Below are 13251 nucleotides of genomic sequence, written 5' to 3'. Positions count from 1 at the left end.
GACGGGACCGGCCGCCGCGGGCGGGCGCGGGCGGCCTCAGCGCAGGAATACGAGCGCGAGGCCGACCGTGGCGGGAATGCGGGCGGTCAGACCGAACCCCAGCGTCACGTTCGGCCGCTCCCCGATCTTCGCATACGCGCCTTCGAGGTAAAGGCCAAGCCCGGCCTCGCCGTGCGCATACCCCATCGCGCCGCCGCTCGAGCTCGTCCCCGAGAACGTGGTCGCCTCGAACGCGCGGACCTCGGCCGTGACACGAGCGGCCATGCCAAACCCCATCCTGTCCGTCTCCGGCTCGTACCAGAGCCGCGGCTGGGCCCCGACGCCGATACGGGCGATTTGATCCACGACGGGAAAGACCGTCCCCTCGAAGAAGGCGCCGTGCCGGGAGGGCCCGGCGCCCGCCTCGAACGTGTAGCCCACGCCGACGTCCGCGCGCCGCTTCTGCCAGTCACGCATGAGCTGGAGCGGTTTCACGCCCACGTCGACGTGCCCCATTCCGGGGCCCGTCTGCTCGGTGCTCGACGCCCCATAACGAACACCGCCGCCCCCGGAGATGGCGACCGGCGGCGTCGCGAAGGGGAAGGCGATGCACGCGGGGAGCGCGCTCGTGAGCGCGAGAAGACAAAACGTCGAAATGCCCCGGCGCATGCCCCCCCTTTGGCTCAAAACACCCCGCGCACCATGACCGAGCTCGGCCCGATGAAGACCTCGGGCATGTACGTCACCTCGAGCTTGCGCTGGATCTTCTGATTGCCGATGACGCCGAGCGCGATGCCGCCGCCGAACATCACGGTGCCCACGCCGAGCGTCCCCCAGCCATCAAGCGCTCGGCCTTTCGAAAATCCGACCATGCCCACGCCCACGAGCCCCACGATTCCACCGACGACACCGAGGACGACCCCGCCGGCGAGCATGCCCGTGCTGCGGCGGACCGTGGCGATCCGGTATTTGGGTTTGTCCCCCTGCCCCGGCACGATCTGCGGTTGCGTGACCTCCGCGGGCGGCGGCGGCGGCACGTCCGTCGCGTCGAGCGTGACCTCGTCCGTGTGCTTCTCCTTCGATTCGACCGCCGCCTCTTTGAGCACGTCGTTCCCGCGCCGGAGCGTCACCACGTGTTTGCCCGGGTCGACCGGCAGCGGCACGCCGAACGTGACGGGGTCGAGCTTCACCTCGTCGCGATACACCCCGAGCCCCTCGACGCTGCCCTTCACCTGCACCGTCAAGTGCGGCAGGCGCGGATCGAGCTCCTTTTGCCGGCGCGTGGCGAGGTCCTCCCGGGGTTTGTCGCCCTCGCGCTTGGCCTGATCCCGCGCCTCGCCCCACAGGGCCCACGCACGTGCGAGCTGGCCCTGTTTTTCGACACAATCGGCCCAGTTCAGCTTCGTGCCGATGGCCGGATCGAGCTTGTAGCTCCCCTCGAATTTCGGGCAGGCCTCGGCGTAGTTTTTCTTTTCCATGAGGCCCTTGGCCACCCGGAAAAGCGCCTCGGCCGCGGCCGGATCATTGGCGAACGCCGGCGTGGCGCAAAACGAGAGCGTCGCGAAGGCAAGGACCGGGGCGACGAAACGAAAAGAGCGACGCCGCTCGAAGTCAGCGGCGACCGGACATGAGGTCGTCATCGTTCGGCTTCTTTTTGGTGGTTACGGTCGGCACCGGCTTCGTGCGGCCCGGGCCGGGGGGCAAGGGGGGCGCGGCGGGCTTCGCGGAGACCGCGGGCAGCGCGGCCGCGGGTTCGACCGACACGGCCGCGGCAGGCTCGACCTTCGCCGGCGGATCGACGGCCACGGGGGCCTTCGGGGTCGGCGTGGGCAGGGGCAAAGGCGCAGCCTCGGCGGCGGCCGCCTCGGGTTTCGGATCTTTGCCGTCGTTCTTCGAGCCAAACATCACCGCGGCACCGACGATACCGATCAGCGCAATGGCGATCGCCGCGAAGATAGGGGCCTTGTTGCTCGACGCATTCGGCTGGCTCCCGGTTTGGGCCACCGGAACGGCCGTCGACGCGGCGAGCACGGTCGCGCCCATGGCCGTCTGCGGCGAGATGGCGTCCCCGCCCATCGGGGTCAGGGCCCTCGGATTCTCGGGCTGCGGCGTGCTCGCGAAGGCGGGACGCGCGGCCCCCTCGCTCTGCGCGATCGGCGCGCCGGCGACCGTGTTCTTCGGCGCCCCCTCGGCCGCGCGCGCCTGCTCCAGGATCTCCGTCACTTCGAGCACGAGCGCGGGCCCCTCGACGACGCCGAGCGCGGCCGCGAGCTCCGTGATCGTCTCGCCGGCCGTACGGAAACGCTGGGAGGCGTCGCGGCTGCAGCAACGCAGAAACCACGCGTCGAACGCCGCGCCGAAGGGGCTGCCTTTCTGCGACGGCGGCGGGATCGGGTCGACCACGATCTGCACGACGAGGTCGCTGATCGTCTCGGCCTGCCAGTAATCGAAGCCGAGGAGCAGCCGCGCCGCGATGAGGCCGATGGCCCAGACATCGGTATGAGGTCCAATGAGGTGCGCCTGGGCCCGCGCCTGCTCCGGCGCCATGTAGAGCGGCGTGCCGAACACGGCGCCGGTCTTCGTCTTCGAGTGCGCGCCCATCGCGCTCGACGCGGCGCCCGTGAGCTTCGCGATGCCGAAGTCGAGCAGTTTTACGCACGGCGTGCCGTCCTCACGCACCGTGAGGAAGATGTTCTCGGGCTTGAGATCGCGGTGCACGATCCCGATCGCGTGGGCCTTGTCGAGCGCGCGCGCGGCCTGCCGCAGGTAGAGCACGACCTCCTTCGGGTGCAGCTTTTCGCGCGCTTCCGCCTCGCCGGAGAGGTCTTTCCCGCGGAGGAACTCCATGACCAGGAACGGCGCGCCGTTCAGTTCGGGCGCGACGTCGGCGTCGGTGACGCGCACGATGTGGTCGCTGTCGATGCGCGCCGGCGCGCGCGCCTCGGTGCGGAACCGCTCGATCGTGCTCGGATCGGAGAGCGTCTCGTTGTGCAGCACCTTGAGCGCGAGGCGCTCGTCGGTGTGGACGTGCTGCACGAGATACACGGCCCCCACGCCGCCTTCGCCGAGCTGCTTGACGATGCGGTAGCGGCCAGCGATCACGAGGCCGGGCTGGATCTTCTCGGTGCTCATGGAGCGATGGCCCCCTGAAAAGTACAAGCCGAGCCTAGCACGGCCCGGCCGAGCCCGTCGCCTTTCCTGCCGCGCCGCTCGGGCCCGGCCCGCTTGACGGCGCGCGCGACTTCTCCCAGCTTTCGCGGCGAATGATCCCGCGATACACCCCGCCCGCGTTCGCCGCGCTCTGGTCGTCCGAGACTCGTTACGCCGTGTGGCTCGACGTCGAGCTCGCCGCCTGCGAGGCGATGGAGGCCGAAGGTCTCGTGCCCGTCGGCGTGGCCCGAGCGCTTCGTGACAAAAATCTCGCGCTCGATCCGGCGCGCATCGAGGAGATCGAGCGCACGGTCAAGCACGACGTCATCGCGTTCCTCACGCACGTCGAGGAGCTCGCGGGGCCCGACGCGCGGTGGCTCCACCGCGGCATGACGTCGAGCGACGTGCTCGACACGAGCCTCGCCGTGCTGCTCGTCCGCGCCGGCGATCTCTTGCTCGAGCGGCTCGACGGCCTCGTCGTCGCGCTCTCGCGCCGCGCCGACGAGCATCGCCGCACGCCCATGATCGGCAGGAGCCACGGCATGCACGCCGAGCCCATCACCTTCGGCCTCGCGCTCGCGGGCCACCTCGCCGAGATGAAGCGCGGCCGCGCGCGCCTGCGCGAAGCGCGCAGCGAGATCGCGGTCGGCAAGATCTCCGGCGCGGTCGGCACCTACGCGCACCTCTCGCCGAAGATCGAAGCTGAGGCCCTCGCCGCGCTCGGCTTGCGCCCCGAGACCGTGGCCACGCAGGTCGTCCCGCGGGACCGTCACGCCGCGTTCTTCAACGCGCTCGCGCTCGTCGCCGCGGGCATCGAACGCCTCGCGACGAACGTGCGGCACTGGCAACGCACCGAGGTCGCCGAGGCCGAGGAAGCCTTCACCAAGGGGCAAAAGGGCTCCTCCGCGATGCCCCACAAACGAAACCCCATCCTCAGCGAGAACCTCTGCGGCCTCGCGCGCATCGTGCGCGCCGCGGCGATCCCCGCGCTCGAAGACGTCGTCCTCTGGCACGAGCGCGACATCTCGCACTCCTCGGTCGAGCGCATGATCGCGCCCGACGCGACGACCACGCTCGGCTTCATGCTGGAGCGCACGACCTCGCTCGTCGAAGGCCTCGTCGTGCGCGAGGACAACCTCCGGAAGAACCTCTCGCTCTCGGGCGGGCTCTTCTTCAGCGAGGGCGTGCTGCTCGCGCTCGTCTCCTACGGCCTCCCGCGACAGGAGGCGTACGTGCTCGTGCAGCGCAACGCGATGAAGGCGCTCGCCGGCGAGGGCACGTTCCGCGACCTGCTCGCGGCCGATCCGGACGTGAACGCGCGCCTGTCGTCGGCCGAGCTCGATCGGTGCTTCGATCTCGACCACGCGCTCTCGCATGTCTCCGGCATCGTCGACCGCGCGATCGCGGCGCCCTGACGGGGCTGTCCGGGCCCCCTCGCCGGTGAATCTCACGGATATTCGATCGGCGTCCCGTCGGCGTCGTTGACGTTACCGACAACGGTCGGATTCGGATCGTCGATCGTCCACGGCCCGTACCCCCAGTCGCCCTTGAAGCGGTTGCGCAGGACCTTGATCCCGGTCGGCATGTCTCCCCGCAGGTTGAGCGAATAGCCGCCGCCGGAGAGCCAGTTGCACTCGATCAGGAGATCCGTCGTATCTCCGCTCTCGTCGCCGGTCTGGACGCAGGCGTTGCTCGCACCCTCGATCCGGTTGTGGCGGAGATGGACGTTCAGCCCATGGGTCGACTGGACGCCGTCGTTGTGCTGGTCCGGATAGTTGCCGAGGTCGTGAATCCACGAATCCTCGATCAGCACGTTCTCGTCCGCCTTGAAGCCGTCGGCGCCGCCGTGGACGTTCACCCGGCGCGCGGTGTAGTTCGAGAACGACAGCCCGGCGGTGACGTCTGCGCTCGTCCCGATGATCTCGGTGTCCTCGACGACGAGACCCTTGTTGTCGTTGTCGAAGTAGCGAATCGGGTAATAGTCGCCGCTCGTGATCCGACATCGCCGGATCGTCACGTCGTCGGCGAGGATCTGGACCTCGCCCTGGATGTCGAGGTCCTCGACGATCGCGCCGTTGGTCGTCACCTGGATCGATCCGCTCGGGGTGAGGATCGTCCCCTTGGGGACGCCGGTATTGTCGGGTCCGGGTTGATTCGCCCAGCACGGGTCGCCCGCGTCACCGCCTCCGGCGCCGTCGGTTTCCGCGTCGCCGACGCCACCGTCGACAGGGGTCATCGGGTCGGTGCTCGTGCCGCACCCGATGAGCAGAAAAACGAGGGCGAGGAGGAGATCCTTTTTCATTTCGTGATTGTATGCGAAGCGGAAGCGAAAAGGAACAGCGGTCGACGTGGGGTCGAGGCGCTCCTACCGATAAGGCGATCCCATCCCGACCCGCAGATCACACTGGAATAGCTCGTAATGCACCGTGACGGCGAGCGCCCGTCCCGCCTCGAAATGCACGTACACGCCGGGCCACGAGCACACCCAGGACTCGTGGAGCGTGCGCACCACGAGCGCCACGGCTGGAAACCCGGCGCGGCGGTCGAATCGCACGCAGACGACCCGTTCGGCGCCAGCCGCGAGCCATTCGAGGCAGCCGTGCATCTCCCGCGGCGAAAGCCGGTCCTGGCGGAGCCATGTTTCGAAGTCGACCGCTTCGCCCTTCCCTTCGAGCGCCTGCCGAAAGGCAAAGCTACGGTCTGGCTCGACGAACGCCTCGGCGAGGCGCGCCGCGTGCTCCTCGGTGGCCCGCGGCCCGAGCGTGCGCAGATCGACCCGCAAGGAACGCAGGCGCGCGAGTTGCTCCCGGAACGTATCGCGGAGGACGCGTTCGTCGGGACGCACGCGGCCCCTCAGGCGTCCATTTTCTCGTAGTGAGCGTGCCAGCGCTGGATCTCGTCGAGCACCGCCTTCCCCACGCGGGTCGGCTTTCCGTTTTCGAGGATCACCTCAGCGCCCTCCGCGTTGATCTGCCGGATGCGCGCGAATCGCTCCGAGAATCCCGGCGCCTTCGCGAGCGGATGGCCCGCCTCGATCATGCGCTCGTAGAGCCGCGCGACGGGCAAGAACGCGTGGACCGCGAGCAGGACGCCGTGGAGCGGCCGCGGATCGGGCCGCACAGGCGACGTGTAGAGCGGAGAGAACGCATTTTCGAGCACGGGATCGATCTCGAAGAGCGCGTTGATCTTGTTGTGCGAAAACTCGTGAATCACCGCCTCCGCCATCGTCATGAGGCTCGGATGCAGGGACATGTAGATCGTCCCGATCGCCTCCTGGTACGACGCGGAGAGGTGTTTCTCGTCGTGGTATCCGACGGGTACGATCTGCTGCACGAAAAGCTCGATCTCGCCCCGCAGATCCGGCAGGTGTTCCCGCACGAGGCCGAGCGCCTCGGAGAGCGGGCGCGTCCATTCCGTCACGCTCTTGCCGCCGAGGTCGATCGCATTGCCCTCCTTGTCGGGGTGCGCCTCGACCATGGCGAGCGGATTCGTGTCCACGAGCGCGAGCACCGTACCCCCGTCGATCGGGAAGAACGGCCGCGATACGGTCACGCCCGCGCGCGTCTCGGAATACCCCGGCGGCTGCGCTTCCAGCGCCTGAAGGCTCAGCGCCTTGACGCCGTCCGCGCGCTCGATGCCGATCTTTCCCTCGTTCTCGAACACGACGGCGCGCGTATCCTCGGGCAAACCGATCGAAATGCACGCCGTGGTGGAAACGAGCTGCTTCGGAGGCGCTTTCTGTCGAATGGCCCGCGGGAGCGCGGAGGCGCGCGCGAGGTGCAAGAGGAAAACCCCGATGAGCTCGCGCAGCAGCGCCTCGGAATCGGGCCGCGGCGCGCGCAGGCACCGGACGAGCGTCCCCATCGCCGTGCGGCGGAGGACGCTCGGGAGCGAGCCGGGGTTCTTCCGCGCGACCTCGCGCACGAGTGCCTGAAAGACGGCGAGATCGGCGCGCGCCTCGGCCGAGAGCGCGAGACCCTGCCCCACGCCGAGGAGCTCGGGCACGAGGCGACCGAGCGCGCGCGAGAGAACGCCTTTCGCGGTCTCCGAGCCCGCCGCGGGAATCGTGAGGTCCTCGGGAGGCTCGATCGGGCGCGTGGCGAGGGCGGGAGGCACGGCGCCATTGTGGGCAGAACGGCGCGAGGCGACAAGCAAGAATGCGCGCGGCGCGCTGCTTCATTCCGCCGCGGCGGCGTGGTAAGCCGAAGCGCATGGCCGGCTGGTCCATCGGGAAACATTGGGTACAGGTCGACGTCCGCGAGCCTTTCCTGACGATCTTCGTCGACGAGGAGAGGACGCGCGAAAATGAGATCCCGACGCACGCGCTCGGCGACTTTCCGCTGAAGATCGGCAAGCGGGGCGTGCTCCTCCGGCGCGTGCGGAACCTCGACGTCGCGCGGAGCGAGATCTGGATCGACGGCGTGAAGGTGCCGCCCTCGGAGGACCCGATCCCGCGGCGAAAACCGAAGAAGGACACGGTCTGCGAGGTGCACCCGGGCGGCAAGGGCGGCTATCGTGACCCAGGGGCGACGGCCGAGGCGAAGCGCGCCTGCGGAGTCTGCCGCGTCTCGCTGTGCGATTCGTGTGTCGCGGTCGACGACGTGCGCTGCAAGGCGTGTTTCGAGACGGCGACCACGGCGATGGTGAAGGCCGAGCGCGCATTACGCATCAAGGGTCCGCTGCTCGGCGTGGCGCTCGGCGCACTCGTGTTCGTCTTCGGGCTCGCGCTCGACATTGTTCGTATGGCGGCCATCGGCCTCGCGGCGATCGCCCTCGTGGGGGTCCGCGTGGGTATCGGGTACGCGAAGGAACGACAGGAAGCCAAAAACCGGCTGCCCCCTTGATTTCGCCCTCGGGCCTGCGTACGCACGTCCCGATCCGCAATTCGCGGGAGGAAACATGCGCTACAAGCTCTTGGGTCGAACGGGGATCAAGGTGTCGGAGCTGTGCCTGGGCACGATGAGCTTCGGCGACAGGTGGGGGTTCGGTGCGGACGAGGCGACGTCGATCGAGGTCGCGGCCGCGTACGCCGAGGCGGGGGGCAATTTCCTCGACACGGCGAACAAGTATCACGAGGGCCACACCGAGGAGATCTGCGGCAAGATCATCGCGCAGAACCGCGACCGCTGGGTGCTCGCGACGAAGTTCTCGCTCTCCACGGCGAACGGCGATCCGAACGCCTCGGGCAATTCGCGAAAAAACATGGTCCAGGCGGTCCACAAGAGCCTCGGGCGGCTCGGGACCGATTACATCGATCTGCTCTGGGTGCACGCGTGGGATTTCACGACGGGCGTGGAGGAGGTCATGCGGGGCCTCGACGACCTCGTCCGCGCGGGCAAGGTCCTCTCGATCGGCATCTCGGACGCGCCCGCGTGGGTCGTCTCGCAGGCGAACACGCTGGCGACGCTGCGGGGCCTCTCGCCGTTCGCGGCGCTGCAGATCGAATACAGCCTGATCGAGCGGACGGTGGAGCGGGAGCTCATCCCGATGGCCGAGGCGTTCGGCATCACGCTGACGCCCTGGGCGCCGCTCGGCGGCGGCGTGCTCACGGGCAAGTATTCACGCAGCGGCGGCGCGCCCGAGGACACGAAGCGCGCGGCGGGCAACGAGCAGCGCCTCTCGCCGAAAAACCTTTCCATCGCGAAGACCGTGGACGCGATCGCGGACGAGCTCGGCAAAACGTCGGCGCAGGTCGCGACGAACTGGGTGCGTCAGCGCGGGGCGAACGTCGTGCCCATCGTGGGCGCGCGCAAGACATCGCAGATCAAGGACGTCCTCGCCGGCCTCGATTTCACGCTCAATGACGACCAGCTCGGCCGCCTGAACGAGGTGAGCCGGATCGAGCTCGGCTTCCCGCACGATTTCCTGGGTAACCCCCGCCTTCGCGGCGTCATCTACGGCGATCGCGCAAACGACATCGACCTGCCGGACGTCACGCGCCCGCGCTGAACAAGCCTCGTCTCCTGCGAGGGCTACGCGATCCCGAGCCGTTCCAGCAGCGCCGCCGGGAGCGACGCGAAATCCGCGGACGTCCAGTCGGCGCCCGCGTCGCGCAGCTCCTCGGCGGTCGTCGCGGTGGTGATCCCGACCGCCACCATCCCCGCCGCCTTCGCGGCGCGCACGCCGTTCGCCGCATCCTCGAATACGACACACGCCGCTGGCGCGACGCCGAGGTCCTGCGCCGCGCGGAGGAAGATGTCGGGTGACGGCTTGCCGCGCGTCACCTCCTCGGCGCCCACCACGCGCTCGAAACGATCGCGGAGGCGGAGCCCATCGAGCACGAAATCGCGGTTGGCGAGCGGAGCCGCCGTCGCGATTGCGAGCCGCACGCCGCGGTGCCGCAGTTGTTCGAGGAAGGCATCGGCCCCGCGCGTGAGCGCGAGGTGCGGGCGGTACGCGGCGCGGTAGAGCCCCTCTTTCTCCTCGGCGAGCCGCGCGAGCTCGTCCGGCGGCACCGCCCGCCCGAGGAGCTCGGGAAAGATCTCCTCATTCTTCTTTCCCGCAAATTCACGCTGAAAGCGCTCGGCCTTGATCGGCACGCCGAGCCGCGCCGAGACGATCTCCCACGCACGATTGTGGAAGGCCATGTTGTCGACGAGCGTGCCATCCATGTCGAAGACGACAGCGCGGAGGACCTCGTTCATGCGTCACCCTAGCGCGGATCGCGGGTTGGTGGGCCCCGGCGGACGGTCATGGACGAGCTCCATGATGTCGTCCGTGCCGCCGGGCCGGCTCTGCGAAGATCGGTCGGAGCGGGAGGCCGGGGGGGCGTCTGTCAGCCTTGCCCTTCGGGCAATGCCGCAATCGGCGCGCGCTGCTTCTCCACGGACATGTCCGCCATGAAGATCGGCGGGCAATGCAGGGCCATGATGTCCGGGTTCGGCGGCGCGGTCTGCTTCGCCATCCGCAGCGCTTCGTCCATCGTCCGCGCCGTCTCCCAGCCGAGCAGCTGCGGGATGTATTCGTTGTCCGCGCCGACGACGATCACCCGGCCGAGGTGCTGCCGCCCCGCCTCGCCCCAGTACCACATGAAGAACGGGTGCGTCGGGTGATAGGCGTGGCCGTATCGATACATCTCGATGTAGGCCGGGTTCTTCGCGAACTTCGGCTCCCAGATCTTGTGCAGCTCCATCGCGTCGCGCGTCTCGGGCAGCACGCGGTGCACGAACTCGATGTACGGCGCGTGGTGCTCGTTGTCGAAGAGGTCCGTGCACGGATGCATGATGATCATCGTGCCGCCCTTCTTCACCATGGGCGCGTTGCGATACAGGTTGAAGAGATACCCGTTCGCCATCACCTGCACGAGCAGCGGGTTCAGGAACGAATTCACGTTGTACGGGCTGATGAACGGAATGCCCGTGATGAGAATGTCGCTCTGCCCCACGACCGGGACACAGTATTGCTCGAAGCTTCGCCGGAGCGTGTGCTCGTGCACGGCCTCGGTCTCGCCCGCGAACACGCCCGTCACGCCGAACGGCGAGGGCACGCGCTGGAAGATCGCCTGGCGCGCGGGCTGCGGCATCTTGTCGAGGGTGAACCGGAGCGCCTGGAGCGCGTTTCGTTCGGTCCGCGAGAGATCGTCCTCGTTTTTCGCGAGGAACTCGAGCGGCGTATCGAACATCCGGTTGTTGATCGTCGTCTCGATCGTGAAGACGTTGAGCTTCTTGTTCGCGAGCCGGCCCATGCGCACGACGCTCGTGTTGAGCGCCGACGATTTCGGGTCCATGTACGAATAACATTGCCGCATCACGCGCGGGTTGTGGTGCGCGCGCAGGCTGCGATAGCCGCACAGGCCCACGGCGACCGATTTGTGGCCGCCGTCCATGGGCACGAGGTTCAGGTTCACGTAGATGATGAGATCGCTCTCCACCGCGCGCCGGTTGAGCTCGACATCCTCGCCCTCCTCGGTCGTGCCGAGGTATTTCATGTTGGCGAGGTTCTCGGCGTCGTGGTTGTAGAGCTTCTTCGGCCAGAACGCGTTGAAGATCTTGTCACCGACGACGTGCCGGATCTCCCAGTCCTTCATGCGGCGGTGCACGCTCGTCGCGATGATGATCTCGATGTCGTCGACGCCGTAATCGGCGAGCAGGTCGAGCACGATCGTGAGCACGCGCTCGCGGATGTCCGGCCGCTTCATCGGCGGCAAGGGCAGCGAGATGTCGTCCATCGCGATCGTCACCTTCATCCCCGGCCGGAGCTTCGCGTAGAGCGGCTCGGAGTTGTACGGGTGGTTGATCGCGTACCGGATGGCCGCGTCCACGTCCTTCAAGGGCTTGAGCGGCGGCTTCGGGTAGATGACGCGGCTGCCCGTCGGCAGGTCGACCTCGACGAGCCGGTCGCCCGAGAAGAGGACGCGGGGTGCGCTGCGGCTGTCGATCGTCACGACACAGGGATGGCTCATGGCATTCTCGTATTCGGCGGCAATCCCGCCCGCTTCAGTCGACGTGGATGATGGGCCAGTGGTAGGCGTTCGCGAGCAGGGACAGCTTCCTGTCCGGGTTCACCGCGGCCGGGTGGCCGACGATGCTCAGCATGGGGACATCGGAGTAGCTGTCGGAGTAAGCGAAGCACTCGTCGAGGTCGTGACCGCGGCCTTTGGCGTGCTCGCGAATGAGCCGCGACTTCTCGGGGCCCGCGACCACGGGGCGCAGGAGCTTGCCCGTGGCGAAGCGGTCCTTGATCTCGAGGCGGTTCGCAATGACGTCCGTCGCGCCGAGGTGCTCGGCGAGCAGGCGCATCAGGAAGTCGAGCGCGCCCGAGACGAGCACCACGTCGTGCCCCTTGTCGAGGCTCGTCTGCACGAGGTCCCGCGCGCCGGGGTAGATGTTGGGCTTGATCACGCGCTCGAACGTCTCGACCGCGAGCCCCACGAGCCGGTCCTCGCTCATCCCGCCGTAGGACGTGAAGAGCAGCTCGTTGAAGATGCGTCGGTCCCGCGTCTCCGCCCACGCCAGCCACGGGGCCTTCACCAGCGCCCCGCCGAGCTTCGCGAGGCTGTGCAGCGGCGTGTTCTGGTTCAGGACGTAATAGAGCGTGGGGTGGACGAGGTTCGTGCGGATCAGCGTGCCGTCCACGTCGAAGTAGCTCGCTGCCATTTGCGTCCCGGAATCACCTCTGGAAGGCCTCTCGTCAAGTACAAGGTGGCGCGAAAGGAGCTTCGCGCCGGAACTTCTCGGTCCGCTCGGCCCTCTCCTCGTGCTTTCGCGACCCAGAAAGGAGCGTAATCCCACACGAGGGAGGCCCTTGACAGGCAGACCGAGTTGGCGGATGGGCGGCGCCGGAAGTGTTTGTCCGCCTACGCCGCCGACCCCGACAGCGCCTCGGCATAACGATCGTCCAATTCGATCCCACCCTCGGCCGCGCCGCGGTCCACTGGATTGATCCCGCAATACTGCACGCTCGCCAAATGCCGCCAGCGGCCGGCGCGCTCGCTTTCGTCGGGCAGGACCGGCGTCGTGCAGGGAAAGCAGCCGATCGTCCGAAAACCCATGGCGTGGAGCGGGTTCACGACGACGCCCGGATCGGCGGCGATGGCCCGGTCGAGCTCCTCGTTCGTCACGTGCGCGAGCGGGTGGACGCGGAGCGCGCCCATCGCGAGGTCGAGCCCCACCGAGCGCACCTTGCTGCGCGCCCCGCCCTCGCCCCGCCGCAGCGCCGAGACGAGCGCGTCGTAGCGGCCCCGCAGCGCGTGCAGCGGCGCCGTCTTGCGCAGGTCGCAGCAGCGCTCCTGGCCCTCCACGGAGAGGTACAAGAGCCCCTCCTCGGCCGTCTGCTCGGCGAACGTGCGCGCGGGCGAGAGCGTGATCACCCGGAGATTCGTGTGCGTCCGCGCGAGCTCGTCGCGCGCAGAGCGCGTCTGCTCGTGCAGGACGCCCGTGTCCACGAAGAGCACGTCGAAGTCGAGCCCGGCCTGGTCCGCGAGCCGGCAGAGCCACGTGCCGGCGCGCTGCATGCTCGTCAGGATCGCGGCCCTCCGGCCGAACGTTTGGTGCACGAAACGCAGGACATCGAGCGGCGCGGCGCCGGCGAGGCGCCCGTTCAGGGCCTCGAGGCCCGCTTCGGTGACGCGCATGTCCCTCGTGGTAGCAGAGCGCGGCTCGGCTGGCTGGCCTCCGGCGTGCA

General features: G+C 68.4%; 13 protein-coding genes. 3 read left to right on the top strand and 10 right to left on the bottom strand.

The annotated features are described in order from the left end of the window. Positions 1 to 36: 36 nt before the first annotated feature. The 3 genes from QHF83_RS16315 to QHF83_RS16305 are packed head-to-tail and all read right to left on the bottom strand — an operon-like array spanning position 37 to position 3111. Positions 37 to 648, bottom strand: coding sequence for a hypothetical protein (locus QHF83_RS16315; RefSeq protein WP_282418759.1), 612 nt, complete (start codon positions 646 to 648; stop codon positions 37 to 39). A 14-nt stretch (positions 649 to 662) separates the two neighbouring features. Then, the gene (locus QHF83_RS16310) at positions 663 to 1619 is read right to left on the bottom strand and encodes a tetratricopeptide repeat protein (protein WP_282418758.1); all 957 of its coding nucleotides are present in this window, start codon (positions 1617 to 1619) and stop codon (positions 663 to 665) included. Beyond that, positions 1591 to 3111 carry a serine/threonine-protein kinase gene (locus QHF83_RS16305; RefSeq protein ID WP_282418757.1) on the bottom strand — a complete coding sequence of 507 codons (1521 nt, stop codon included), beginning with the start codon at positions 3109 to 3111 and terminating at the stop codon, positions 1591 to 1593. Before QHF83_RS16305 ends, QHF83_RS16310 begins: the two co-directional genes overlap by 29 nt. A 131-nt stretch (positions 3112 to 3242) precedes the next feature. Between QHF83_RS16305 and purB the strand changes: the two genes are divergently transcribed. Continuing rightward, the gene (gene purB / locus QHF83_RS16300; RefSeq protein WP_282418756.1) at positions 3243 to 4544 is read left to right on the top strand and encodes an adenylosuccinate lyase; all 1302 of its coding nucleotides are present in this window, start codon (positions 3243 to 3245) and stop codon (positions 4542 to 4544) included. Positions 4545 to 4576: 32 nt separating this feature from the next. Here purB and QHF83_RS16295 read toward each other — a convergent pair whose 3' ends face one another. The 3 genes from QHF83_RS16295 to QHF83_RS16285 form a co-directional block, all read right to left on the bottom strand. Beyond that, on the bottom strand, positions 4577 to 5431 hold the full coding sequence (locus QHF83_RS16295; RefSeq protein WP_282418755.1) for a hypothetical protein: 855 nt from the start codon (positions 5429 to 5431) through the stop codon (positions 4577 to 4579). A gap of 63 nt (positions 5432 to 5494) precedes the next feature. Beyond that, positions 5495 to 5974: a hypothetical protein gene (locus QHF83_RS16290; RefSeq protein WP_282418754.1), complete on the bottom strand. Its 480-nt coding sequence runs from the start codon at positions 5972 to 5974 to the stop codon at positions 5495 to 5497. A gap of 8 nt (positions 5975 to 5982) precedes the next feature. Beyond that, a complete protein-coding gene (locus QHF83_RS16285; protein ID WP_282418753.1) occupies positions 5983 to 7245 on the bottom strand; it encodes an HEXXH motif-containing putative peptide modification protein in 1263 nt (420 codons plus the stop codon). Between the two features lie 95 nt (positions 7246 to 7340). Between QHF83_RS16285 and QHF83_RS16280 the strand changes: the two genes are divergently transcribed. Both QHF83_RS16280 and QHF83_RS16275 read left to right on the top strand, forming a co-directional pair. After that, complete coding sequence (locus tag QHF83_RS16280) at positions 7341 to 7973, top strand: hypothetical protein (RefSeq protein ID WP_282418752.1); 633 nt, start codon at positions 7341 to 7343, stop codon at positions 7971 to 7973. Between the two features lie 55 nt (positions 7974 to 8028). Continuing rightward, positions 8029 to 9078, top strand: coding sequence for an aldo/keto reductase (locus QHF83_RS16275; RefSeq protein ID WP_282418751.1), 1050 nt, complete (start codon positions 8029 to 8031; stop codon positions 9076 to 9078). A 23-nt stretch (positions 9079 to 9101) separates the two neighbouring features. Here QHF83_RS16275 and QHF83_RS16270 read toward each other — a convergent pair whose 3' ends face one another. The 4 genes from QHF83_RS16270 to QHF83_RS16255 form a co-directional block, all read right to left on the bottom strand. Then, a complete protein-coding gene (locus QHF83_RS16270) occupies positions 9102 to 9773 on the bottom strand; it encodes a beta-phosphoglucomutase family hydrolase (RefSeq protein WP_282418750.1) in 672 nt (223 codons plus the stop codon). Between the two features lie 131 nt (positions 9774 to 9904). Then, the gene (locus QHF83_RS16265; protein WP_282418749.1) at positions 9905 to 11530 is read right to left on the bottom strand and encodes a lactate racemase domain-containing protein; all 1626 of its coding nucleotides are present in this window, start codon (positions 11528 to 11530) and stop codon (positions 9905 to 9907) included. Positions 11531 to 11564: 34 nt separating this feature from the next. Continuing rightward, the gene (locus QHF83_RS16260; RefSeq protein WP_281313197.1) at positions 11565 to 12224 is read right to left on the bottom strand and encodes an HAD family hydrolase; all 660 of its coding nucleotides are present in this window, start codon (positions 12222 to 12224) and stop codon (positions 11565 to 11567) included. A 200-nt stretch (positions 12225 to 12424) separates the two neighbouring features. Continuing rightward, a complete protein-coding gene (locus QHF83_RS16255; protein WP_282418748.1) occupies positions 12425 to 13201 on the bottom strand; it encodes a phosphoadenosine phosphosulfate reductase family protein in 777 nt (258 codons plus the stop codon). Between the last annotated feature and the right edge of the window lie 50 nt (positions 13202 to 13251).

Origin of the sequence: Polyangium sp. 15x6 (genome assembly GCF_029960785.1) — a bacterium.
GTDB lineage: Bacteria > Myxococcota_A > Polyangia > Polyangiales > Polyangiaceae > Polyangium.
This window is presented reverse-complemented; position numbering and strand designations above follow the sequence as displayed.

What these genes read in the sequence shown, in the direction of transcription:
- QHF83_RS16315 (WP_282418759.1), bottom strand. Translation starts at nt 648, where the DNA reads ATGCGCCGGGGCATTTCGACGTTTTGTCTTCTCGCGCTCACGAGCGCG.
- QHF83_RS16310 (WP_282418758.1), bottom strand. Translation starts at nt 1,619, where the DNA reads ATGACGACCTCATGTCCGGTCGCCGCTGACTTCGAGCGGCGTCGCTCT.
- QHF83_RS16305 (WP_282418757.1), bottom strand. Translation starts at nt 3,111, where the DNA reads ATGAGCACCGAGAAGATCCAGCCCGGCCTCGTGATCGCTGGCCGCTAC.
- purB (WP_282418756.1), top strand. Translation starts at nt 3,243, where the DNA reads ATGATCCCGCGATACACCCCGCCCGCGTTCGCCGCGCTCTGGTCGTCC.
- QHF83_RS16295 (WP_282418755.1), bottom strand. Translation starts at nt 5,431, where the DNA reads ATGAAAAAGGATCTCCTCCTCGCCCTCGTTTTTCTGCTCATCGGGTGC.
- QHF83_RS16280 (WP_282418752.1), top strand. Translation starts at nt 7,341, where the DNA reads ATGGCCGGCTGGTCCATCGGGAAACATTGGGTACAGGTCGACGTCCGC.
- QHF83_RS16275 (WP_282418751.1), top strand. Translation starts at nt 8,029, where the DNA reads ATGCGCTACAAGCTCTTGGGTCGAACGGGGATCAAGGTGTCGGAGCTG.
- QHF83_RS16270 (WP_282418750.1), bottom strand. Translation starts at nt 9,773, where the DNA reads ATGAACGAGGTCCTCCGCGCTGTCGTCTTCGACATGGATGGCACGCTC.
- QHF83_RS16265 (WP_282418749.1), bottom strand. Translation starts at nt 11,530, where the DNA reads ATGAGCCATCCCTGTGTCGTGACGATCGACAGCCGCAGCGCACCCCGC.
- QHF83_RS16260 (WP_281313197.1), bottom strand. Translation starts at nt 12,224, where the DNA reads ATGGCAGCGAGCTACTTCGACGTGGACGGCACGCTGATCCGCACGAAC.
- QHF83_RS16255 (WP_282418748.1), bottom strand. Translation starts at nt 13,201, where the DNA reads ATGCGCGTCACCGAAGCGGGCCTCGAGGCCCTGAACGGGCGCCTCGCC.